Below are 20,960 nucleotides of genomic sequence, written 5' to 3'. Positions count from 1 at the left end.
ATTATGATAGTTTTTAATATATATACTACGTTTCATTTTGACAATTTAAAATCTGTTAATGATTTAATAGCTTTTATTGTTAACAATAAATTTCCATTGTTTGAGAACTATGGAACTACTGAAGACGGCAATAAAAAAATCGAAAAATCTAATTTTAAAGCTATCGAAAAGATAATATCAGATTATCCAATACATGCTTTTGGGGAAATTTATTTTAGAACAAAAGACAAAAAAATTATTCTAAAAATAGAAAATAATGTAACAGGGATAAGTCGTTGGATCCTTTTCCTATCTGAAAATAAAATTGAAAACAATACCGCCTTAAATCCTTTATTTGATTTTTTTGAACAAATTATTAATAAATATGACATCTTTTTTATAGGAGGAGATACCCAAGAGGAATTTGATAAATTAAATATTAGAGAAGAAGTTAATAGTAACGGAAAACAAACTATTGTAAAAGTTGGTTTCGATGACATTAATCAATTACCAGGTATTTATTGGTTTAATTTTTTAACGAAAAAACTCATTCCAAAAAGCTTTCTATCAAATAAAGCAATCAAATCTGTATTTACTAAAACAATAAATGAAGGAGTGTTTATTGTCCTTACTGAAAATATTTTTAGTAAAGACAAAAGAGATATTGCAAATAATATTATCAAAGTATTTCCTGAGAATCTTTTTTTTGACAAAAATAAAAACGTGTATTTAGATTGGGCTTTAGATGAAATTATTCTTAAACATAAAATTCAGGAATACAAACATATTTTATTACCCTACTTCGATATATACAATCATAAAGAAAGTAAGAAAATAAACTGGAATACATATGATCAAAAATCAATTGAAGAAATAAAATCCTTAGTTGATTATAAAATCTTAAAACCATTTAAAAATCAAACAAAATTTGAAGATATCTGTACAAGTATCCCTTTAATTATAAAAGAAAATTCTGCTTTAGAAAACAAACTGGAAAAGCTCACAGTAAGTTTAGGTGTATTAATTGGAGATGCTTTCGTTGAAGAATACAAATGCCAATGGTCGGCAAATAAAGGGATTTTCAATTGCTCGATTATAATTCCTAAGCTTGCTCCAAAAGGTTTTTCTCCTTTCTTTTTTATTCTTCAAATTATTGTCAATGATTTAGTACCAGAAGATTTCATTAATGAGTTGAAATATTATATTAAATAAATTCTGTAATTAAATAATTAACATTTCAGAAAAAAATGTAGCCAATTATGAGATAGCAACCAAAATAATAACTTCTAAAAAACATTAATCATGCAAAAAACATTCTACCAAAAAGAGCTGCTTATTAAAGCACCACAACAAAGAAACGGAGCAAATAACAACAAGAAAGACGTCGAAAAAATTCAGTCTTGGCTTAATTTATTTGCTGCGCAGAATCCTGGTTCGGGAACGGCAACGGGTATTGATGGCGATTTTGGCCCTGCAACTGAAAAAGCAGTACTGAATTTTCAGAAATTCAATGGTTTGCCTCAAAACGGAAATGTAGACCAAAGCTTGTTCGACAAATTGGCATCTCCGCTTAAAAAAGCTTTTGAAAGTCCAATATCTGGAAATAATCTAAGAGAATTAATTCTGAACACAGCCAAAAATCATCTTAAAAACCAACCTCTGGAACTGGTTATAAACAACCAAAGCAATACAGGACCGTGGGTTCGAAGCTATATGGATGGACACGAAGGAACAGAATGGTTTTGGTGTATGGGTTTCGTTCAGTCGATTATAGATCAAGCGGCTTCCATTCAGGGAAAAAACTTTAAGACATTGATGCCACTAACTTATAGCTGCGATACGGTTGGAACAACGGGTCTTCAGAAAAAAATATTGACCCGTTATCAAACTGCCAGAACCAATTCGTCTTTGATAAAACCTGGAGATATATTTCTTCTTCAAAAAACGCCAAACGACTGGATTCATACCGGAATTGTAACTGCTGTTCATGCCGACACTATTGAAACCATTGAAGGCAATACTAATTCTGGCGGCTCTAATAACGGAAACGCTGTTATGGACAAAATCAGAAATTACAAACAATCTAAACTTGATTTTTTCTCAATTGACTCATTAGCATAGCAAATGGAAAATGTATTTACATATCTTAAAAACCAATTCGTATTTCAGCTAAATACTCTTTTTCAAGTCGAAAGTCCGACAGAAAAACCTGTTTTGAATCAACTGGATGCGAATGGTTTTATTGATGAATTTATCATCGAAAATAATCTGTCCGAAATTGATATTCTTATTTTGGGATTGTCTCTAGTTCCGCATTTGAAACCCGATTTCTTAAGTTCTATTATTGCCGAATATTTGCCAAATGGTGGCGAACTGCCTGAGTTTGGCGGAATAAAGACTAAAAACCATCGCGGAATTCTGCCAACAGGCGAAACAGCTCAGTTTTTAATTGCGGGAAATGATCTCGAAAACCGAATTTCATTTTATAATTACCTGCACAATCAATCTTTTTTATACAAAAAGGGCATTGTCAAAGTAGAATCTGTTCCAAATGGCGAACCTAAACTAAGCGGTCTATTGGTTTTAGAAGATGAATACATTGAAAAATTCATAACGGGAAAAATCCTGAAACCTCAATTGAGCAGTATTTTCCCCGCACAATTGATAGAAACGCAATTAGATTGGGACGATTTGGTTTTGAATTCCAATACTTTAAACCAAATCAAAGAGATAGAAACTTGGCTTAAATTTAACGATATTCTGCTTCACGAATGGGATATGAAAGCCAAAATAAAACCCGGTTTTAGAGTTATGTTTTACGGCGCACCCGGAACAGGAAAAACACTTACGGCTTCACTTTTAGGAAAATATACTCACAGAGATGTTTATAGAATAGATTTGTCTATGGTAATTTCGAAATACATTGGCGAAACCGAAAAAAATCTTTCTTCTCTTTTTGACAAAGCGACTGATAAAGATTGGATTCTGTTTTTTGATGAAGCCGATGCCGTTTTCGGAAAAAGAACCAATGTGAGAGATGCACACGATAAATATGCCAATCAGGAAGTTTCGTATTTGCTACAGCGAATCGAAAACCATCCTGGATTAGTGATTTTGGCTTCTAATTTTAAAACCAATATTGATAGTGCTTTTACCCGCAGATTTCAATCTATTATTGAGTTTGAAGTTCCTTCTTATGGCGAACGCTTAAAATTGTGGCAAAATAATCTGCCAAAAGGAATTAAAATTGCTGAAGATGTAAACCTTCAAGAACTTTCAAAAAAATACGACATTACGGGGGCAAATATTGTCAACATTATTCAATATGCCTGTCTGAGAACTTTAGAAGATAAAAACAAAAGCATCAACCTGGATCATCTACTGCAAGGAATTAAAAAGGAATATGCAAAAGAGGGAAAAATGATGTAACTGAACTAGGATTTAAAACAATATCGAAAAACCTTTGGCATACTTTAGAAACAGATCGACTGCAACCAAAATAACGATCACTAATATAATAGCAATAAAAATTGCATTTCTTTCGGCCTTTTTGTCAAACTCAAAAGTTTTGGGATTAATAAAATTAGAAGTATAAACTACTGGAGAAATTTTCAAATGTGGGCAAAATAAAGTAGCGCCCTGCAGAAAATGAGCAATTAACTGATATTTATTTTTTGGTACATAAGACAATCCATTTTCGGCTGTAGAAAAATGAATGGGAATTTTTACACCATCTTTAAAACCGAAAATGTACGCTGGTGAATATTTTGTTCCAACTTTTCGATCAATATCATTTACATAACTTTCTCCACTCCTTCCCAGATCCTTGTACAAAACACTTTTTACTGTCCCATCATATTGATAATGGTGCACACCGTGCTGATCTACAGAAATCAAAATGACTTTTTTTTGCCTCTGTCGCTGGTAATTTTTGTAAAGAGCCCAAACGCCCCAAAACAGCAAAGGGAAATATATAAAATTGAAGATCATTTCTTCGTTTGACAAACGGCTATTATACTCCAACTGGAGGCTCAAAGGAATTCCAACAAATAAAACAAGCATTGCGATGCATAAAAGTCCAAATAGCATATAAATTGCTACAGTAGCTGCTGTATTGCGTTCAGAAGATATTTTTGGAAAGTTTTCTTTGTTGTAAATCATTAAGTTCTTAATACTAAAAAATGAATTATGTAAGATTTTACCTTTTTGTCAAATTAAAACAGAATAAATCAAAAAATAAAATTAAAGTATATTTTTTTTAGTACTTCAAGAATTAAAAGGAAAGAAGCATGACAGGTCTTCTATATATCATTTGTCCAATTAGTTCTATTTACTTTTTATATAGAAAAAATGCTATTTTTATATTAAATCTAAGTAGAAATTCTATGAAAAAAATATTGCTATTACCTTGTGTATACTTGTTTCTGTCTGCTGAATCTTATACTCCTTTCTTCAGTAGTCAGTACACTAAAGAATCTAGCGCCTATAAAGTGCAGGAAATTCCAGGAAAAATTGAATGCGAGTTTTATGACCTTGGCGGACAAGGAATAGCTTACTTTGATGAAGACAGCATCAATAACGGAAGCGGGAAACTTAATCCTGTAAATGGAAATCCTCTGAATGAATTCAGAATTAATGAAGGTGTAGATATTTCATATACAAAACCAGATAACATTGATGTTACTCCTTACAGCAAAGTTCCTGTAAAACTTGAACAGTTTTATGTAGGTTGGACGCAACCCGCTGAATGGATCAACTATACTGTTCAGGTAAAAAAGACTGGCAAATACAAAATAGGGCTTCTATACACTGCTAATGGAGATGGCGCAATCTCTTTTGATGTCAACGGAAAAGATGCCACCGGAAAAATGAAAATAACCTCTACACATGACGATAAAGACCCTGTAGCGTGGAGACAGTGGCATCATTGGAATAGTTCGGATAATATTGGAAGCATAACCCTTGAGAAAGGAAAACAGCTTCTCACATTGCATATTGTAGAAAACGGAAACATGAATTTAGATTATATCACTTTTACGCCTTATTAATATACACTACTATTTGTTGTTTTTTAAGCAACAGTTTCAAATCAAGTATTTCTACCTAAACCCAATTTATTCTATCTTCCTATATTAGTTTCATAAAACAATCGTCATTCTTAATTCTCTTATAAAAACATTATGAGTAATTTCTATCTTACTGCCCTATTACCAATACAAAAAGATTATCCTTTTCATGTTTTGCCTAATAGAAATTTTCTTCCATTTAATGGAATACCTATGTACCAGTATATGATTGAAAAATTACTAAAATTTACTCAATTTGAAAGTATAGTAATTAACACGGATTCAGATGAAGTTAAAGAATATTGCAAATGGAACGGCAGATTAAGAATAATTGACCGACCGAAATCATTGATTGGCGAGGACATAAAATCAGATCTGATAACTGCTCATACTCTTGAGAAAATTTCGGGCGAACATTTTATCGAGTTTCAAAGTTTTAATCCGTTAATAACAAATTATACCTTAGATAGTTTCATCAAACAATATATGGATCAAATCGCGGCTGGAGAATACTTTGATTCAGTTTTTAGTATACAGCGTTACGAGTTGAGAAATTATGATCTCGAAAAAAGAGAAATGAATGACGAATTTCAATTTTCAATAATCGAAAATGGAATTTTTCATGGTTTTACACGTACTTCTTTCCGCAAACACGGAAAAAAGATTGGAAAAATGGCTACAGCATTCGAAGTAAAAGAAATTGAAAATACACTTCTGGATTCGGATTCTAATTATGAATTAGCCAAGCTGGTTTTTGCTAATCAGGATAAATTTCCTGCTGTTTTTCATAGCGGTGTTTAGTGAGAGCGGTTCTATGAAACTGCTATCTCTCAAAACCAGCCGGTCCTCTTTTTAATGTGTAATAATTTTAAAACCAAATACTATTTTTCCAATTATTTCTTAGATTGCCAAAATCTATCTTTTCCTTCTGCAATCCATTCTAGAGATTGTGAAATTCTTTTGTTTCTAGTTTCATCTGTTTTTGCATCTGCAATCCAAATAATATAGTTTTTACGGAATGACGGCGATTTGCTTTCAAAAATTTCAGTCGCTTTAGTATCCTTTTTTAAGGCATCTACAAATTCTTTAGGCGCCACCACTTCTGCTGTTGATTTTTCTTTTACTGGTTTGGGCTTAGCGGTTCCATTTTCATTAAAAACCATTGCCTCTTTAATGTATGCAGTTAACTTTTCTTTGCTTGGCAATTCAGATAAATCTTTGATCTTGTCCATATAACCAAACTTTTTACCCGCTTTTACACTTGCTTGAATTTCCGCGTCTTTCATCAATTCGGCCTTATACAAACTAAAAGAGCAATGCTGTTTAAAACCGCCCATCATAACTAAATGATCGCCTTTATAAGAATAATGTGGTGTTCCCCATTTAATATTTTCTTCTGCTTCTGGACAAGCACTAAAAATTACTTCTCGCAAATGATTTAAAATAGGTTTGGCAAAATCAGCCATTTTTGCAATGTAAGCTGTAACGTCTTTGTTATAATTTTCCATTGATTGAACTATTTAATTCGTTATAAAATTTCAAACTATTTCAATACTAATATACTCTAGCACAAATTGATGCCGTATTATTTTTTCGAAGATATGACAAATCTAATTAAATGATTGCACTTCTTAAAACGTCATAAAAAATAAAATCCCATTTCATTAGAAATGGGATTTTTATAAACTACTTATTTTTTCGCTTTATAAACTTTATAAAATATAAAAAGAATACCTAGCCAGATAGGAATTAATTCTACTGATAGCTTCATATCCGTCATCCACATGATAGATAAAATCCCCAACAGAAATACGAAACAGATGTAATTGCTTATTGGATAAAATATTGAGGCAAACTGAGTTTTTACGTTTTCTCTGTCTTTTGCGCGTCTAAATTGAAGATGCGTATACGAAATCATAACCCAGTTAATAACTAAACAAGAAACAACTAAAGACATTAAAATACTAAAAGCCTCTTCTGGCATTATTTTATTGATCAAAATACAAATCGCGGCGAAACATGAAGAAATTAAAATGGCATTAACCGGTACCGAGTGTTTGTTCAGTTTCTTTAAAAACTTAGGAGCACTCCCCTGATCTGCTAAACCAAACAACATACGTGAATTACTGTATACACTACTATTATAAACCGATAATGCGGCAGTTAATACAATTAGATTAAGCACATTAGCTATAAGACGCGTAAAGTATATTTTGTTGCCAAACAGCTCAAATTCCATTCCGTTAAGATTCTGAAAAACCATTACAAACGGACTGCTGTCTGTAGTAATTTGTCGCCAAGGCGATAAAGCAAATAAAATTACCAATGCGCCAACATAAAATATAAGAATTCTATAAATAACCTGATTGGTTGCTTTTGGAATGTTTTTTTCTGGATTTTCTGCCTCAGCAGCTGTAATTCCAATTAGCTCCAAACCTCCAAAAGAGAACATAATTAGCGCCATTGCAGATAATAAACCTTGAAAACTGCCATTTGTCGTTTTTTCAAAGAAACCTTTTGGAAAAAAACCTCCATCGTTATATAAATTATGAATTGTAGCGTGCTCTCCTCCTGTTCCACTTATAAGCAAATAAGTACCGAAAAGAATCATAGCAATAATCGCTACTACTTTTATGATAGAAAACCAAAATTCAGTCTCTCCGTACACTTTTACAGAGGCAAAATTTAAAGCATTAATAACTAGAAAGAAAAATAAACTAGATGCCCAAAGCGGAATTTCAGGCCACCAAAACTGCACATAAACCCCAATGGCTGTAAGTTCAGCCATACTAACCAAGATATATAAAATCCAATAATTCCAACCTGATGCAAAACCAGCAAAAGAACCGCAATATTTATAGGCAAAATAGCTAAAGCTTCCTGATACAGGCTCTTCAACAACCATTTCACCAAGCTGTCTCATAATAAAAAAGGCGATAATTCCAGCAATTGCATATCCTAAGATAACAGATGGCCCTGCTAATACAGCCGCTGGGCCAATACCTAAGAAAAGACCTGTTCCTATCGATCCGCCAAGGGCAATTAATTGAATATGGCGGTTAGTTAGTCCGCGTTTAAGCTGATTGTCTTCTGCGGCTTCATGATTTTTTTCCACAAATTCGGTTTTAAAGGATTTAAATGTTTTTCAGAAATCTATAATCAGCGAAGATAGGTTAAAAAAGGAATCACACAAAACCATACTCAAAATTGTATGATGGTTATCAATTGCCAAGAAGCTTCAAAGCTTCAAAAAAACAGTAAGAAATATCGGGAGTTTCATTATATTTATAATATATTTTTATTTCCATAAGACACTAAGCGCTTAAATTTCAACTCGTTTAAAATCACTATCGCATTAATATAAAATTATCTATGTCTTACAATATACCTGAACATCTTAAAGGACTTAACGATAACGAAGTAACCCTTTCAAGAAAAAAATACGGTTACAACCAAATAGACAATGCCGATAAAAATACGTGGCTAGAGCTTCTTATAAATATACTCAAAGAGCCAATGCTTGTGCTGCTATTTGCTATTTCAATTATTTATCTTGCCATAGGAGATTATGGCGAGGCTCTTTTTATGTTTCTGGCTATTGCAGCGGTTGCCGCCATTTCATTATATCAGGACAATCGAAGCAGAAAAGCTTTGGAAGCATTAGAAAAACTCAATGAACCATTAAGCAAAGTTATTCGCAACGCAAAAATTATTGAGATTCCTACCCACGAAATTACCATTGGAGATCTGTGCATTGTTGAAGAAGGAAAGATGATTAATGCTGATGGAGAAATTATGCATAGCAATGATTTTTCTGTTAATGAATCTTCTCTTACTGGTGAAAGTCTCTCTGTTTTTAAAAGCAGCGAAAGTGATGATAACAAGGTTTACAGCGGAACTTTAGCCGTTTCAGGACTAGCTGTAATCAAAGTCGAAAAAATTGGAAAAGAAACCCGTTTGGGTAAAATTGGCGTTTCTATTTCAGAAATAAAAGAAGAAACATCGCCTCTACAGCTTCAAATAGGAAGGTTTGTCAAAGGAATGGCGATTGTTGGCATTATTGTGTTTGCAATGGTATGCATCATTAGCTTTTATCATACACGTAGCCTTCTGGACAGTCTGCTCAACGGACTTACATTGGCAATGTCTGTTTTGCCAGAAGAAATTCCCGTAGCATTTTCGACCTTCATGGCATTGGGCGCTTGGAAACTAATGCGCGAAGGCATTATTGTCAAACGCAGCAGCATAGTCGAAACATTGGGCAGCACAACAGTTATATGCACCGATAAAACTGGGACGATAACAGAAAACACGATGCAGCTCAAACATATCTACAATTTCGCTTCTGACAAAATTTTTGATCAAAACGATTTTAGCAATCCCGATCTCTCTACAATTATTGATTATGCGATGTGGAGCAGCGAACCTGTACCGTTTGATCCTATGGAAAAAACCTTGCATCGTTTGTATGAAAAGTCTAGAAAAGACGACCGTCGCAAAGATTTTCAAATGATACACGAATATCCACTTGAAGGCAAACCTCCTATGATGACGCATCTTTTTGAAAATACAGAAAAGGAACGCATTATAGCCGCAAAAGGTGCACCTGAAGCTATTCTGAATGTTTCAGCACTTAGCGAAAATGAAAAAAATAAAGTACGCGATATTATTAAGAACCTTGGCAGTCAAGGATTTCGAATTTTAGGCGTGGCCAGATCCAATTTTGAAAGCAATAATTTTCCAGAAAAACAACAGGATTTCAAATTTGATTTTCTTGGATTGGTTGTTTTCTATGATCCTCCGAAAAAAGGTATTCAAGAAGTTTTTAGCCATATTTATGATGCGGGAATCAAAGTAAAAGTAATTACGGGAGATAATGTTGATACAACCAGAAGCATAGCTTTGCAGGCAGGAATAAAACAGACTTCTCAAGCTATTGAAGGCAAAGATATTATGGAGTTTTCAGAAGAACAGCTTCTACAAGCTGCCGAAGAAAAAGTGCTTTTTACAAGGATGTTTCCTGATGCCAAACTCGCTGTCGTAAATGCGCTGAAAAAACAAGGTGAAGTTGTTGCCATGCTTGGAGATGGCGTAAACGATTCGCCTGCGCTGAAAGCAGCTCATATAGGCGTTGCAATGGGCAGTAAAGGAACTGAAATTGCCAAAGCCGCCGCTGCGTTGGTAATTACCAATGATGATCTGGACAAACTAATTGTCGGAATTGCTTCGGGCAGAAGAATTTATGCCAATATCAAAAAAGCGGTTCAGTATATCATTTCCATTCATATTCCGATTATTCTAACGGTTTCACTTCCATTGCTTTTAGGATGGGTATTTCCACAGATATTTACTCCAGTTCACGTTATCTTTTTAGAACTTGTCATGGGTCCCACCTGCTCCATTGTGTATGAAAACGAGCCTATGGAACGCAATACAATGCAAAATAAGCCAAGAAAAATGACCGATACTTTTCTTAATTGGAAAGAACTCTCTATCAGTATTATCCAAGGAATATTAATAACAGCGGGCGTTCTCTTTATTTATCAGCATACGGTTCAAAATGGCGGGAATGAAGAAAAAACTAGAGCAATGGTTTTCAGCACCTTAATTTTCGCTAATATTTTATTGAGCTTAACAAACCGCTCTTTTCATTACAGTCTTTTTGAAAGCTTTAAAAATAGAAACATTCTTTTTCCTATTGTCAGTTTTTCAACGCTCATCATGCTGTCAGCCATTTTGTATATCAATCCTTTCTCTGATTTTTTCCATCTCACTGGACTTACTATAAGAGAATTAGGCTTAGCTGCTGGAATTGCTTCCATATCTGTATTATGGTTTGAAGGGTATAAGCTCTTTAAAAGGCTAAAATCTGAAAACACTAAAGTTTAAAAGAATCTTTTAAACTTTAGTGTTTTATTCCGTTACAACATCAATCAGATTTCTTTTCTTGATTTTCTCAACTCCCCTTTCTCTTATTAATTCTGTCGCATCGAGCATTTTTATTACATGAATATAAGGCGTCGTTAAATCAGGGTCAGAATCTGCGACATGAGGAGATAACGAAAGCTCTAAGATTTGATATAAAAATGATTCAAATTCTTCTAGCGTTTTTTCTGCAAATGCTTTTTGAAATACTACAAATGGATTCTCGTATTCTTCTTTTGTTAGTGAAGAAAGATGAAAAACAGTTTCAGATCGCAGAGATTCTTTTATCATCCATTTTTTGCTCTTTTCTTTCAGACAGTAACAAATTTTGAGGAAAGATTTGATAACGGTGTACAAAACAAAAACATCCGAAGGATTGTCCTGTTTGCAGACTTTTGTTTTATAGCTGTACAGTACCGCTTCGCTTAAACTCTGTTTATAATAATCGAGATGTGCAAAAGTAAAAAAGGCATCGATTGCCTTAAACGGATTTCCCGCTGCATATCCTGCCCAGAAGCTAGTTTCGAAATTTGTTTTATTCTTTTTCATGGCTTATAGTTTAAAATTCTAAAGCGAAATTCTGTTCTTTCTAAAAGATAATCTATTCGAAATACAGGTATAATATTCTTACAAAACAATTCTTCTTTGAAATATTTTTTTATCTTTGAAACTCATGATTTTTAGCCCAAATGGCTTTATCTTTGAATCTTCAGAAAACCAATATTCATTATGGAACAGAAAATACATCAGGGAAGAAACGTAAAACGTTTTAGAGAAATGCTTAACATAAAGCAGGAAGCTTTGGCTTATGATCTGGGCGAAGACTGGAACCAAAAGAAAATCTCTATGCTGGAGCAAAAAGATGTAATTGAAGAAAACCTTCTGAAACAAATTTCAGCTGTACTGAAAATTCCTGTTGAAGCTTTTCAGAATTTTGATGAGGAACAAGCGATAAATATTATTTCTAATACTTTTCATGAAGGAGCAATAGCAGTTGGTAATAATTCTGGACATGTAAGTACTACTGTTAATCCGATTGATCAGTTCATTAAACTACACGAAGAAAAAATTGCTTTGTACGAGCGTATGTTGAAGGAGAAAGATGAAATGATGGCGAGGCTTGAGAAATTAATCAAGTTCGAATAATAAATGGAAACTGTAAAAGAATTTTTTCAAAGTATATAAGACAGTTATAAAGATAGAATTAAAAGTCCTTTAGTAGGATCATTCATAATCTCTTATATAATATTTAACTGGAGAGCTGTTGCAATTTTATTTTATTCAGATTGGCCTATGGATAAAAGAATTTTGTGGATTGATAAGAATTATTGCAAATGGTATCATTATACTGTCCCGTTACTTATTTCCCTTTTTTATATTATCGTCCTACCATATATTAATTTGGGTTTTGAACGGTTGTTATCAATTTACTCTAAAAGTAAACAGAATAGAAAAAATATCAACAGAACTGCCGAATTAGAAAGACAAAAAATTGACGCAAAATTAATTAGAGAGATTTCTGATGTTAAAGCTGGTACAAGTGAAATAGATAACTTAAAAGAAAGAAATGATTCCTTAGTTAAAGAACTGAACAATGCAGTCGCTCAAACCGAAGAAGACTTAAAACGCCACAACTCTACCATAGAACAATATCAAGCTAGAGAAAAAGAATTAAAGGATCAAAACAAAAATTATGTTATAGCAGAACTTTTGAATAATCATGTAGAATATTATGTGAGTGTTGACGATGTTTTAAAAATTAATGAAATATATAATTTAATGACAGATAAGGGAAGAGCACATTATTTAGAGGCTGTAAAAGAATTCGAAAATGAAAATTATGATTATAATGAAAATTTAGACAATTTACTTAGGTATCGAGATTTAGACTTAGTAGAATTTGTAGTCGATGATAAAACAGGAAAAAGATTCAGTAAACTTACTAATCTAGGAAAATTATTAAGTACTTACATTGAAAAAGGATATGATCTAATGTAAAAAGAAAGCCACTCCTGCGAGTGACCTTTATTTTTTCATATTATTCCCTTTTTATAGCCATTTGAACAATATAATTTTTAATTGCATTTGAAAAATTTTCTAATTTTGGTCTAACTTCGTCATCAAAATCCGTCACCTTTTTATTGTATTGATCAAACATTTCACTTCTGGCACTATAAAACGCCTTAGCCTCAGTAGCACTTTGATTTTTAAAATTTGAATTCATTTTTTGTAGGTTTATTAGAAAATCAACCATTTCCTTTGCTATCTTTGCATAATCTACGCTAATTTCTCTTACTATTTTTTTTATTTCATCTAGATAACTGCCTTCACTAATAAATAAATATGATGTCATTTTACTAGTAAGAAATTTATCATATAGACTAGACCTTAAAGAAATATACTTAAAGATATCATCATTACTATTATAATTCAAACTTCCATGAGTATAATCGATCAAAAATGTATGATACTCATAAATTGCTTTATGAAATTCGATGATGTAGGTTCTGTCTTCGTTATGAATTCCTAACGAGATCTGATTTGATAAATCAAGTTGAGCTTTGATAGATTGAGATTGAATATCATACTTATGTTCAATATTTTTCACTGCCTCTGTTAATTTTTCTATATCCTGTATTTTAGCATAATTTTTCCCTTTTTCTTTAAAATATGATGGAAGATAAAATTTTGCAACAAATAGGATTACTACCAATAGTGTAAGAACTAAAATTTCAAAAGCATTATTCCAAGTAAAGATCTGAAAAAAGTTTATTTTCATAAGATAAATTTTTAGATTTAATTTCAGACAAATTTATTTAATTGTTCTTAGACAAAAAAGCCACCTTAAACTTTGGACTTTTTGAATTTTCGGATGATGAATCATTTTAAGAACGTCATTAAAATGTTCATATCTTTTATAGATCGCTTTTTCACCAATTAGATAGTTTCGACTTATACATTTATTCAAAAAAAAATAAATTTTAAAGTTTTAGTATTTAATCCCCACAATACATACAAACCGCCCTCTGGTGTTTTTATGAAAAGCTGCGCAATCCCGAAAGCCTTCAGCATTGCGCAGCATTTCAGTTGAACTTTCATGAATTGCGAAAATAATTGCATCCACAAAAAAACCAGTGAATCAACTTCACTGGTTTTCTAATCATTTTATATAAATCATCATCTATTTCAAGATGATTTATAGAACAGGTTTATTTCGTAATTCCAAACATCATTACCAATCTATCGTTAAGATAAAAATTAAGAGTTTGCTCTGCTACATCAAAACGTAGATCTTTATTATTTAGATAAGATAATACTTTTTGCTCTGTTTTATTTCCTTCTTCACCAATACATGCCATTGCTGTAACTGCTACTTTATCAAAAGAAATAGTATCACCGTTGGTTTCATAAGTTCCAGCGAAGTTGTTGCAACCTGTGTTTCCGCTTACTTTCTTTTCTGCTACATTAAACTTAATAGAAGCTTTTCCGTAATCTTGTCCAACATTTTCAAGTGCAATTAATTTCCAATTGTTTTTACCAATAAAAGCCCACAGTTCGTTTTGAGTCGGAATAGAAAATTCCATAACCACTTTGTTCTTCGTATTTTTAAACTGTACTTTATTGTTTTTCTTTACAATTTTGAACTTTTTATTAGTTATCGCAGCACTAAAATCTTGCTCCAATTTCATACTTTCTTTGTCACAAGCCATCAAAGTCCCCATAGGAGAATTGGTCTTAATTTGATTCTTTGAAGAAAGCTTGGTGTATTTTACGTTGAAATTATTACATCCGTTTTTACCGCTTATTGTACCCGTTTCATCGTTAATTGTGATAAATGCTTTTCCGCTGTTTATCTTTTTTCCGTTTAACTGCGTTAAGATCATTTTGGTGTTATAAATTCCTTTTTCCTTAGTTACAGGAGTTTTAGAAATTATGCTTTTCAGTTTATACTGGTACGCAGAAGCATCAGCCGGAATAGGTTCTGGTCTTTTTGTTTTCGTTACCAGTAACTCATATCGATTTCCCTTTTCAAAATTAAAACCTTCAATATGATCATAAAATAATTGCCATTCTTTGTCATTATCATACTTTACCTGTAGACATTCCATAGGGCCAACACCCGTACATGGCACTTTACTTTCTTTTACAAACATTTTTAAACTTTCCTGACCATATGTAAATGTTGATAATAACACTACTACAAAAACATACATACATTTAAATCTTTTCATTTATTTTAATTTTTTTAGAACACCGATTAAGCGCTCTGATTATTCAATGATTTTTTTGCAGGCAGGAATTGTGCCACTTTAAAATTAAGAATGCTTTTAACTTTTTTTTATCAGCGCCGAATTCCGTTTTTTCTTTAACAATTAATCTATTACAATACTGGCAATCAGCTTGTTTATCAAATATAACAAAAATTCCTCTTTTTGTTATACTTAACAATATTTTTGTAGTGTTTTTAGCTTATTAAAATTTAACTGCCACGATGGATAATAGAACTGCCTTTTGAATTAGACCTACAGAAAATAAAAAATAGTCGCTTAAGATTTAAGCGCACCAGATCGAGAGGAAAGACTAGAAAGCAATTCTAAAGGTTCTACATAATGCGGGTTTTTGCTAATTTTTCCGTCCTTAATCACATACGGATGCGTAAGCAATATATCTGTAAGCGCCTTTTGGCTGAAACTGCTAATATCGTACATGCAAATTAGTGAAACTGGGTGTTGTGGCGTAAGCAGATTCAGTTTGGCTTCATACTCCAAGAGTTCATCAGTTCCTGGCAGGTTCTTAAGAGCCCAAACCATATCTCCACACGCTCTTACACTATCATAACCCGCTCTTGATGCCGACAATAAAGTTTGTTCGAGCGTTGCATACATTTTATCTGCGGCAAATTTACCGCCATTGATATAAGTATTTTCAGAAGCTAGGACTTCCAATTGACCGCTTAAGAGTTTTTCAGCAATAGAGATTCCGTTATCTGCCAGACAACGGCAATGTTCACTATGGCGGTTTCCTTCAAGAATGTTTATGACTTTATCATTGGCTTCCAGACCTTCCAAAATATAAGGAATAATCACTTCATATTGCTGTTCTCTAGAATCGAAAAAACCGCAAATATGCATTGGAGCCGACAATGATTCTCCACATACCGAAAAAGATGTCTGTTTGTTCATGTATCAAATATACGCAATTAGTATTTTGCTACTTCATTATCCCTATAATTAGAAAACTATTTTATCATAAATCATGTTTTATTTCAAAACTTGGTGTAAATTTACACCAACTTAAAACTTGAATTATTTATGACACGACAAAGTATATCATTAACTGCTCTAAATGATGAATGGTTGAAAAATCAGATTGATACAGAAGAGTTTAGCAGTAAAAGTGAAGCTATTAACTATTTGATTAAGCAAGCTCGTTCAAAAGAAGAATACTATGAATTTGTGAGAGCTAAAATAGAAAAGGGAGAAAAAAGTGGTTTTGCAGAAAAACAAACTAGAGAAGAAATGTTAGCAGAATTTAAAAAGGATTTGCCTAATGTATAGCTATTATTTAAGTAGCGAAGCCAAAGAAGATTTAAAAAGAATTTATCATTATGGTGTTAGTAAATTTGGCATTAATCAAGCTGATAACTACTTTAATATGTTTTATGATTGTTTTGAAAAAATAGAAGAAAATCCTTTTTTATTTCCATCTGCTGACCACATTAAAACAGGATATCGCTATTGCGTTTGTGGCGTTGATACCATTTATTACCAAATTAACGGAAATAAACGCGTAGAAATCATTACCATTATTGGAAGGCAAGACTTTTAAAGCGGTTTTAATTTTTTGAGAATACTTTTTTTATAGAATTTTAAACTCTAGAGTCTTGATTTTTCAACAAATCAACAACAGCCGATATTTGCCATCATTTTCTACAGGCGCTCTATGAACACAAGGCAATACTTCTTGTTTTGGATGATCTACTGCCAAGCGCCAAAGATGTCCTAGTCCTAAATTAACAGGTTCTGCATTTTGATGAAGCTGATAATGCAGATCAAAGTAATTTTCTTTTAAAAAGTCTTCAAACTCCTCTTCTGTTCCATCATGAAGTTCTTTTAGCTTTTCTCGAATTTCTGGAATTAAGATTTTTTGTTCTGCTTGCGAATTAGCCACAATATCACTTGTTGCCCCGTGATAAGTACATAAAAAAGTATCGGTTGCAATGGGCGAACGATCAACGTGAAATGAATATACATCTGTAGATATGAAATCAAATTCATCATCGCGTTCGTAACATTTCAGTAAATTAAGCGAAGGCGAAGCTCCAAAATCGGCTAATAATTGCAAATCGTTTAAGATTATTTCTCTTGCTATACTTCCTTTTTCTGAGAGTTGAAGCGTGATTAAATCTTCGGGAGTAACTTCGGTTATATTTTCTTTTAAAGACAGCTTGTTTACAATTTCCTCAAAATCGCCATCCAAATTTCTGTGCCAACATAAGGCATTCATTTCTCCTTTGAAATCGGTATGCACTAGTTCAGAAAAAGTAGACACTACTCCTATTTGGCTATTGTCAGAAAATATATTGCTCATAGTAGAATATAAAAAGCTAATGGCTTTGTACCCCACAAAATTATGCAATAACGGGCAGTTGAAAAATATTTCGAAGAGGCTTTTTAGATAATTAGGTTTCTATTGTCGCACTTTTTTTGTCCTTGAGATATAATCGGCAAACAGTACAACCGCAATTGATACTACCAAAACAGGCACAATAGAAAGTAAAATTGTATAGAAAAATTCTTCTTGAAGAGTGCCAATACTACATGAAGATTTGTGGTCAACAAAAATGGCGTAATTCAATAAAACCCAAATCGGAATTAAAACAATCATCTCAATTACGCTTTTTAAATAGATTTTTTTTATGAAAGAAAATACCAAAAACACTATTGTTAAGAAAATGGCTGTCAGTATAGACATTAAATACACATTTTCAACAAAAGAACAATCTAAAAAACCCAATGATATTCTTTCAGAAAAATTTCCTATAGACCAGCAAATCTCCATATAAGTAATTGTAAAAAGTATTGCCGCAATCAATACTTTTTTCTTTAAACACCGAATGGTTTCATTCGGCATAATTTAGAGATATGTTTTATTCTTAAGCGGACTATTGTCATTAGTAAGCAAGTCATCTGCAATCCGCACCATTCCGCTGTTATTTGCTCCGCCCCAAACTGCTCTTCCAAAAATATAGCTCGTGGTGTATTCTTTCCAAGTGGTGCAATATTTTTTCAAATCGGCATGGCATTTTTCTAAATATTCTTTCATTTCATTTTCTGAAAGATATCCCAAATCATAACAGCAGCGGGCTAAAAAAGCGCCTCTTCCGTAATTCCAACCGCTGTCTTTGATCTTTCTTATTTGAGAAAAATCTGTGAAAATATTTTGTTCTATTAATTCTGGAACAATATCATTTAGTGTTCTAAATAGCTCTATATAATGTTCAAACAAACCTCTTTCTTTTGGCAGATTAGATTTTAAAACCTCAACATAATTTTCTCTATCCTCAAACGCTCTGTATACAATTTCCATATTTGCGTCTTGGTTTCTGTCGTGCAGATTTTGAAGCACTTCAATCGCTTGGTCTCTATTATATATTCCCCAGTAATCTCCCGTTAATGTAGCAATATCAGATCTGTTTAAACCCGTTTCATAAGAATTCAAGTAAGCTGATTGCTGTTCTGCATACATGGAACCAACAAGCAAATGATCTAATAAATAACCTTTTACAGCATTTTGGTTGTTCAATTTAATGCTTTGAAATGAATTCAAAATTTTTGAAAAGAATCCCATAATTATTTAAGCTACTTTTAAATTAGGGTTTCTGTTTTGTAAAACAGAGACAAATCTTTCGCCTACTACTTGATATTTGGCTCTAGTTTCCAATTGTTTTTTCAAGTTTAGCATATCTTCTGGAGCTGTTACATAATTAAGTCTATCATGAATTTCAAGCGACAGCGGACTTCCATCAATATAAAAAGTGATGATATGTGTTTTTGGCAAATATTCTTCTGAAGATTTAGAATAAACACCCAATTGCGATTTCAAAACACCACCAAATTCAAGTTTAGCATCTTCAATTCTGAAATTATCAAAAACAATATGATCGTCTAATTCGCCCACAGTGTTGGTTGTAAAGAAATGCAAATCGTTTCCGCTTAGAACCCAAAAACAATCTGTTTCTACTCTTCTCAGTTTTACGCCAATTGTAGATAATGCTACATTTTTGAGACCATCAGTTACGATTTCCTGAACTTTACTGCTTGTAGATTGAGGTACAGATGCAGAAGTAAATGCGTCTATAGATTTACCTTTCATCCAATGTTTCAATTGTGAAAAATCATTAGCCAATAATTCTTGCTTGTATTGGTCATATTTTGTTCGTTCAAAATTTAAATCAATTTCTCCTTTTGCAACCTTGTGTTTCTTATTCACATAAATCATAAAAACTACTCCTGCAATTACCAATACAACTGGAATTAAAAATAATGTGCTCATGCCTTTTTTTTGTTTGATTAATTTGGTTTTAAATACTTGTTGGTTTTAATGTCTTGCAGTACAGCAAAACGGTATTAGAACACAAATTTTAGAAAAAAGAGAATGGGAATTTAAGCAGATATAAATTCGCCTGAGATGATTGGATATCCGTAGATATTTTTTATAAATGTGTTTTTCATTTTAGTTTTGGATGAGCATTTTTTTTAAATTTTAATTTATTGTCAGCTTTATACTCATAATTTGAATGACATTTTGAACAAAGTAAATTGACTTTTTAAACAAAATCAAGCCTTTAAAGTATGCCTTACTTTGCATCATAACTTTTAATAATTAAAAAAATGATACAAAACAATTATCAAGGATCGTTACAGCAACCGCTTAATTCAGGGTTTAATGCATTATCAACAACAAATGATGTAATCAAAGGAATTAGTCTTAAGGGAAAAAATGTAATTGTAACGGGCGGAAATGCAGGCATAGGTCTAGAAACTACTAAAACACTTGCAAATGCTGGCGCAACAGTAATCGTAGCGGCAAGGGATATCGAAAAAGCTAAAAACAACTTGAAGGGCATTAAAAATGTAGAAATAGAAGCAATGGATATTATAGATCCTAATTCTATTACTGCGTTTGCAGATAAATTTATCTCCTCAGGCAGAGCTTTACATTTACTTATAAATAATGCTGGAATTATGTGGGTTCCCTTACGCAGAGACAGCCGCGGAATCGAATCTCAACTGGCTACTAATTACTTAGGGCAATTTCATCTAACATTAAAGCTGTTTTCTGCACTTAAAAAGGCTAATGGCGCAAGAGTCATTAATGTGTCTTCGCTTGGACACCATATGTCGCCTTTCAACTTTGAAGATCCTAATTTCCTTGAACGGGAATATGAAACTTTACAGGCCTATGGACAATCAAAAACGGCATGTAACTTATTTTCACTTGAGCTTGATAATCGTATAAAAGCATACAATATAAGAGCCTACTCGCTTCACCCTGGTTCAATTGGCGGGACAGAATTAGCAAGAGAAGCTTCGTTGGAATTATTTCAAAAAATGGGTTTCTTAGATGCAGACGGAAATATGCTTCCTGAAGTTGCTGCAAGATTAAAATCGATTCCACAGGGCGCTGCTACAACTGTATGGTGCGCAACAAGTCCTTTACTTGACAATATTGGGGGAGTTTATTGTGAAGATGCAGATATTGCACCATTAGCATCTGAAGAAAGCATCGGAATATATGGTGTTCAACCTTATTCTCTCGATGAAAACAATGCTAAAAAATTATGGGATTTAAGTGAGCAAATGACAGGCGTGTCCTTAAACTTAGCAAACTAATATGAGTTTTAAATAAAAAGAACTGATACTTTCTATCTTTGCAATAATAAATCTTAACATGCGCAGACATGAAAGATAAATTCATCAACTAGTT

At 32.6% G+C, this 20,960-nt stretch carries 22 protein-coding genes; 11 read left to right on the top strand and 11 right to left on the bottom strand.

The window, feature by feature from the left end; all coding sequences use genetic code 11:
• Positions 1-3: 3 nt before the first annotated feature.
• The 3 genes from DMA14_RS11380 to DMA14_RS11370 all read left to right on the top strand — a co-directional run bounded on the left by DMA14_RS11380 (position 4) and on the right by DMA14_RS11370 (position 3,408).
• Positions 4-1,191, top strand: coding sequence for a hypothetical protein (locus tag DMA14_RS11380; RefSeq protein WP_111424792.1), 1,188 nt, complete (start codon positions 4-6; stop codon positions 1,189-1,191).
• A gap of 90 nt (positions 1,192-1,281) precedes the next feature.
• Positions 1,282-2,100: a peptidoglycan-binding protein gene (locus DMA14_RS11375; protein WP_111424791.1), complete on the top strand. Its 819-nt coding sequence runs from the start codon at positions 1,282-1,284 to the stop codon at positions 2,098-2,100.
• A gap of 3 nt (positions 2,101-2,103) precedes the next feature.
• Positions 2,104-3,408 (top strand): ATP-binding protein, encoded by a 1,305-nt coding sequence (locus DMA14_RS11370; protein ID WP_111424790.1) that lies wholly within the window; start codon positions 2,104-2,106, stop codon positions 3,406-3,408.
• A gap of 12 nt (positions 3,409-3,420) precedes the next feature.
• Here the strand turns inward: DMA14_RS11370 and DMA14_RS11365 are convergent, their stop codons facing one another.
• Entirely contained in the window at positions 3,421-4,140 is a 720-nt protein-coding gene (locus DMA14_RS11365) for a hypothetical protein (protein ID WP_111424789.1), read from the bottom strand.
• A 224-nt stretch (positions 4,141-4,364) separates the two neighbouring features.
• Between DMA14_RS11365 and DMA14_RS11360 the strand changes: the two genes are divergently transcribed.
• Together DMA14_RS11360 and DMA14_RS11355 are read left to right on the top strand one after the other, a co-directional pair.
• Complete coding sequence (locus DMA14_RS11360; protein ID WP_111424788.1) at positions 4,365-5,027, top strand: carbohydrate-binding protein; 663 nt, start codon at positions 4,365-4,367, stop codon at positions 5,025-5,027.
• A 132-nt stretch (positions 5,028-5,159) separates the two neighbouring features.
• The gene (locus DMA14_RS11355; protein ID WP_111424787.1) at positions 5,160-5,846 is read left to right on the top strand and encodes a cytidylyltransferase domain-containing protein; all 687 of its coding nucleotides are present in this window, start codon (positions 5,160-5,162) and stop codon (positions 5,844-5,846) included.
• A 92-nt stretch (positions 5,847-5,938) separates the two neighbouring features.
• Here DMA14_RS11355 and DMA14_RS11350 read toward each other — a convergent pair whose 3' ends face one another.
• Positions 5,939-6,553, bottom strand: coding sequence for a YdeI/OmpD-associated family protein (locus DMA14_RS11350; protein WP_111424786.1), 615 nt, complete (start codon positions 6,551-6,553; stop codon positions 5,939-5,941).
• Positions 6,554-6,735: 182 nt separating this feature from the next.
• Positions 6,736-8,160 (bottom strand): amino acid permease, encoded by a 1,425-nt coding sequence (locus DMA14_RS11345; RefSeq protein ID WP_111424785.1) that lies wholly within the window; start codon positions 8,158-8,160, stop codon positions 6,736-6,738.
• Between the two features lie 257 nt (positions 8,161-8,417).
• On the opposite strand from DMA14_RS11345, the gene DMA14_RS11340 reads away from it, so the two are divergent.
• Positions 8,418-10,934: a cation-translocating P-type ATPase gene (locus DMA14_RS11340; RefSeq protein ID WP_111424784.1), complete on the top strand. Its 2,517-nt coding sequence runs from the start codon at positions 8,418-8,420 to the stop codon at positions 10,932-10,934.
• A gap of 24 nt (positions 10,935-10,958) precedes the next feature.
• On the opposite strand, the gene DMA14_RS11335 is transcribed toward DMA14_RS11340, so the two are convergent.
• The gene (locus DMA14_RS11335) at positions 10,959-11,519 is read right to left on the bottom strand and encodes a hypothetical protein (RefSeq protein ID WP_111424783.1); all 561 of its coding nucleotides are present in this window, start codon (positions 11,517-11,519) and stop codon (positions 10,959-10,961) included.
• A 180-nt stretch (positions 11,520-11,699) separates the two neighbouring features.
• On the opposite strand from DMA14_RS11335, the gene DMA14_RS11330 reads away from it, so the two are divergent.
• Positions 11,700-12,116, top strand: a complete 417-nt coding sequence (locus DMA14_RS11330; RefSeq protein WP_111424782.1) for a helix-turn-helix domain-containing protein — start codon at positions 11,700-11,702, stop codon at positions 12,114-12,116.
• A gap of 147 nt (positions 12,117-12,263) precedes the next feature.
• Complete coding sequence (locus DMA14_RS11325; RefSeq protein WP_111424781.1) at positions 12,264-12,968, top strand: hypothetical protein; 705 nt, start codon at positions 12,264-12,266, stop codon at positions 12,966-12,968.
• A gap of 40 nt (positions 12,969-13,008) precedes the next feature.
• On the opposite strand, the gene DMA14_RS11320 is transcribed toward DMA14_RS11325, so the two are convergent.
• The 3 genes from DMA14_RS11320 to DMA14_RS11310 form a co-directional block, all read right to left on the bottom strand.
• A complete protein-coding gene (locus DMA14_RS11320) occupies positions 13,009-13,749 on the bottom strand; it encodes a hypothetical protein (RefSeq protein WP_111424780.1) in 741 nt (246 codons plus the stop codon).
• 430 nt (positions 13,750-14,179) lie between these two features.
• Positions 14,180-15,202, bottom strand: a complete 1,023-nt coding sequence (locus tag DMA14_RS11315) for an META domain-containing protein (protein WP_111424779.1) — start codon at positions 15,200-15,202, stop codon at positions 14,180-14,182.
• A gap of 315 nt (positions 15,203-15,517) precedes the next feature.
• Positions 15,518-16,153 carry an MEDS domain-containing protein gene (locus DMA14_RS11310; RefSeq protein ID WP_111424778.1) on the bottom strand — a complete coding sequence of 212 codons (636 nt, stop codon included), beginning with the start codon at positions 16,151-16,153 and terminating at the stop codon, positions 15,518-15,520.
• Between the two features lie 129 nt (positions 16,154-16,282).
• Between DMA14_RS11310 and DMA14_RS11305 the strand changes: the two genes are divergently transcribed.
• Positions 16,283-16,528 carry a ribbon-helix-helix domain-containing protein gene (locus DMA14_RS11305; protein WP_111424777.1) on the top strand — a complete coding sequence of 82 codons (246 nt, stop codon included), beginning with the start codon at positions 16,283-16,285 and terminating at the stop codon, positions 16,526-16,528.
• Positions 16,521-16,799 carry a type II toxin-antitoxin system RelE/ParE family toxin gene (locus DMA14_RS11300; RefSeq protein WP_111424776.1) on the top strand — a complete coding sequence of 93 codons (279 nt, stop codon included), beginning with the start codon at positions 16,521-16,523 and terminating at the stop codon, positions 16,797-16,799. The genes DMA14_RS11305 and DMA14_RS11300 overlap by 8 nt, the downstream gene beginning before the upstream one ends.
• Before the next feature lie 63 nt (positions 16,800-16,862).
• Here the strand turns inward: DMA14_RS11300 and DMA14_RS11295 are convergent, their stop codons facing one another.
• The 4 genes from DMA14_RS11295 to DMA14_RS11280 all read right to left on the bottom strand — a co-directional run bounded on the left by DMA14_RS11295 (position 16,863) and on the right by DMA14_RS11280 (position 19,526).
• The gene (locus DMA14_RS11295) at positions 16,863-17,561 is read right to left on the bottom strand and encodes a DUF1826 domain-containing protein (RefSeq protein WP_111424775.1); all 699 of its coding nucleotides are present in this window, start codon (positions 17,559-17,561) and stop codon (positions 16,863-16,865) included.
• A gap of 99 nt (positions 17,562-17,660) precedes the next feature.
• Positions 17,661-18,104, bottom strand: a complete 444-nt coding sequence (locus DMA14_RS11290; protein ID WP_111424774.1) for a hypothetical protein — start codon at positions 18,102-18,104, stop codon at positions 17,661-17,663.
• 3 nt (positions 18,105-18,107) lie between these two features.
• Positions 18,108-18,800: a DUF1266 domain-containing protein gene (locus tag DMA14_RS11285; protein ID WP_238989958.1), complete on the bottom strand. Its 693-nt coding sequence runs from the start codon at positions 18,798-18,800 to the stop codon at positions 18,108-18,110.
• A 27-nt stretch (positions 18,801-18,827) separates the two neighbouring features.
• Positions 18,828-19,526, bottom strand: a complete 699-nt coding sequence (locus tag DMA14_RS11280) for a hypothetical protein (protein ID WP_111424772.1) — start codon at positions 19,524-19,526, stop codon at positions 18,828-18,830.
• Between the two features lie 338 nt (positions 19,527-19,864).
• Between DMA14_RS11280 and DMA14_RS11275 the strand changes: the two genes are divergently transcribed.
• Positions 19,865-20,866 carry an SDR family NAD(P)-dependent oxidoreductase gene (locus DMA14_RS11275; protein ID WP_111424771.1) on the top strand — a complete coding sequence of 334 codons (1,002 nt, stop codon included), beginning with the start codon at positions 19,865-19,867 and terminating at the stop codon, positions 20,864-20,866.
• The last annotated feature ends 94 nt before the right edge of the window (positions 20,867-20,960 follow it).

Origin of the sequence: Flavobacterium sharifuzzamanii, from assembly GCF_003254585.1 — a bacterium.
Lineage (GTDB): Bacteria > Bacteroidota > Bacteroidia > Flavobacteriales > Flavobacteriaceae > Flavobacterium > Flavobacterium sharifuzzamanii.
This window is presented reverse-complemented; position numbering and strand designations above follow the sequence as displayed.

Coding starts and splice junctions, on each gene's coding strand:
- DMA14_RS11310 (WP_111424778.1), bottom strand. CDS start 16,153: ATGAACAAACAGACATCTTTTTCGGTATGTGGAGAATCATTGTCGGCT.
- DMA14_RS11300 (WP_111424776.1), top strand. CDS start 16,521: ATGTATAGCTATTATTTAAGTAGCGAAGCCAAAGAAGATTTAAAAAGA.
- DMA14_RS11375 (WP_111424791.1), top strand. CDS start 1,282: ATGCAAAAAACATTCTACCAAAAAGAGCTGCTTATTAAAGCACCACAA.
- DMA14_RS11355 (WP_111424787.1), top strand. CDS start 5,160: ATGAGTAATTTCTATCTTACTGCCCTATTACCAATACAAAAAGATTAT.
- DMA14_RS11305 (WP_111424777.1), top strand. CDS start 16,283: ATGACACGACAAAGTATATCATTAACTGCTCTAAATGATGAATGGTTG.
- DMA14_RS11330 (WP_111424782.1), top strand. CDS start 11,700: ATGGAACAGAAAATACATCAGGGAAGAAACGTAAAACGTTTTAGAGAA.
- DMA14_RS11290 (WP_111424774.1), bottom strand. CDS start 18,104: ATGCCGAATGAAACCATTCGGTGTTTAAAGAAAAAAGTATTGATTGCG.
- DMA14_RS11380 (WP_111424792.1), top strand. CDS start 4: ATGATAGTTTTTAATATATATACTACGTTTCATTTTGACAATTTAAAA.
- DMA14_RS11370 (WP_111424790.1), top strand. CDS start 2,104: ATGGAAAATGTATTTACATATCTTAAAAACCAATTCGTATTTCAGCTA.
- DMA14_RS11340 (WP_111424784.1), top strand. CDS start 8,418: ATGTCTTACAATATACCTGAACATCTTAAAGGACTTAACGATAACGAA.
- DMA14_RS11360 (WP_111424788.1), top strand. CDS start 4,365: ATGAAAAAAATATTGCTATTACCTTGTGTATACTTGTTTCTGTCTGCT.
- DMA14_RS11280 (WP_111424772.1), bottom strand. CDS start 19,526: ATGAGCACATTATTTTTAATTCCAGTTGTATTGGTAATTGCAGGAGTA.
- DMA14_RS11350 (WP_111424786.1), bottom strand. CDS start 6,553: ATGGAAAATTATAACAAAGACGTTACAGCTTACATTGCAAAAATGGCT.
- DMA14_RS11320 (WP_111424780.1), bottom strand. CDS start 13,749: ATGAAAATAAACTTTTTTCAGATCTTTACTTGGAATAATGCTTTTGAA.
- DMA14_RS11365 (WP_111424789.1), bottom strand. CDS start 4,140: ATGATTTACAACAAAGAAAACTTTCCAAAAATATCTTCTGAACGCAAT.
- DMA14_RS11335 (WP_111424783.1), bottom strand. CDS start 11,519: ATGAAAAAGAATAAAACAAATTTCGAAACTAGCTTCTGGGCAGGATAT.
- DMA14_RS11275 (WP_111424771.1), top strand. CDS start 19,865: ATGATACAAAACAATTATCAAGGATCGTTACAGCAACCGCTTAATTCA.
- DMA14_RS11315 (WP_111424779.1), bottom strand. CDS start 15,202: ATGAAAAGATTTAAATGTATGTATGTTTTTGTAGTAGTGTTATTATCA.
- DMA14_RS11325 (WP_111424781.1), top strand. CDS start 12,264: ATGGATAAAAGAATTTTGTGGATTGATAAGAATTATTGCAAATGGTAT.
- DMA14_RS11295 (WP_111424775.1), bottom strand. CDS start 17,561: ATGAGCAATATATTTTCTGACAATAGCCAAATAGGAGTAGTGTCTACT.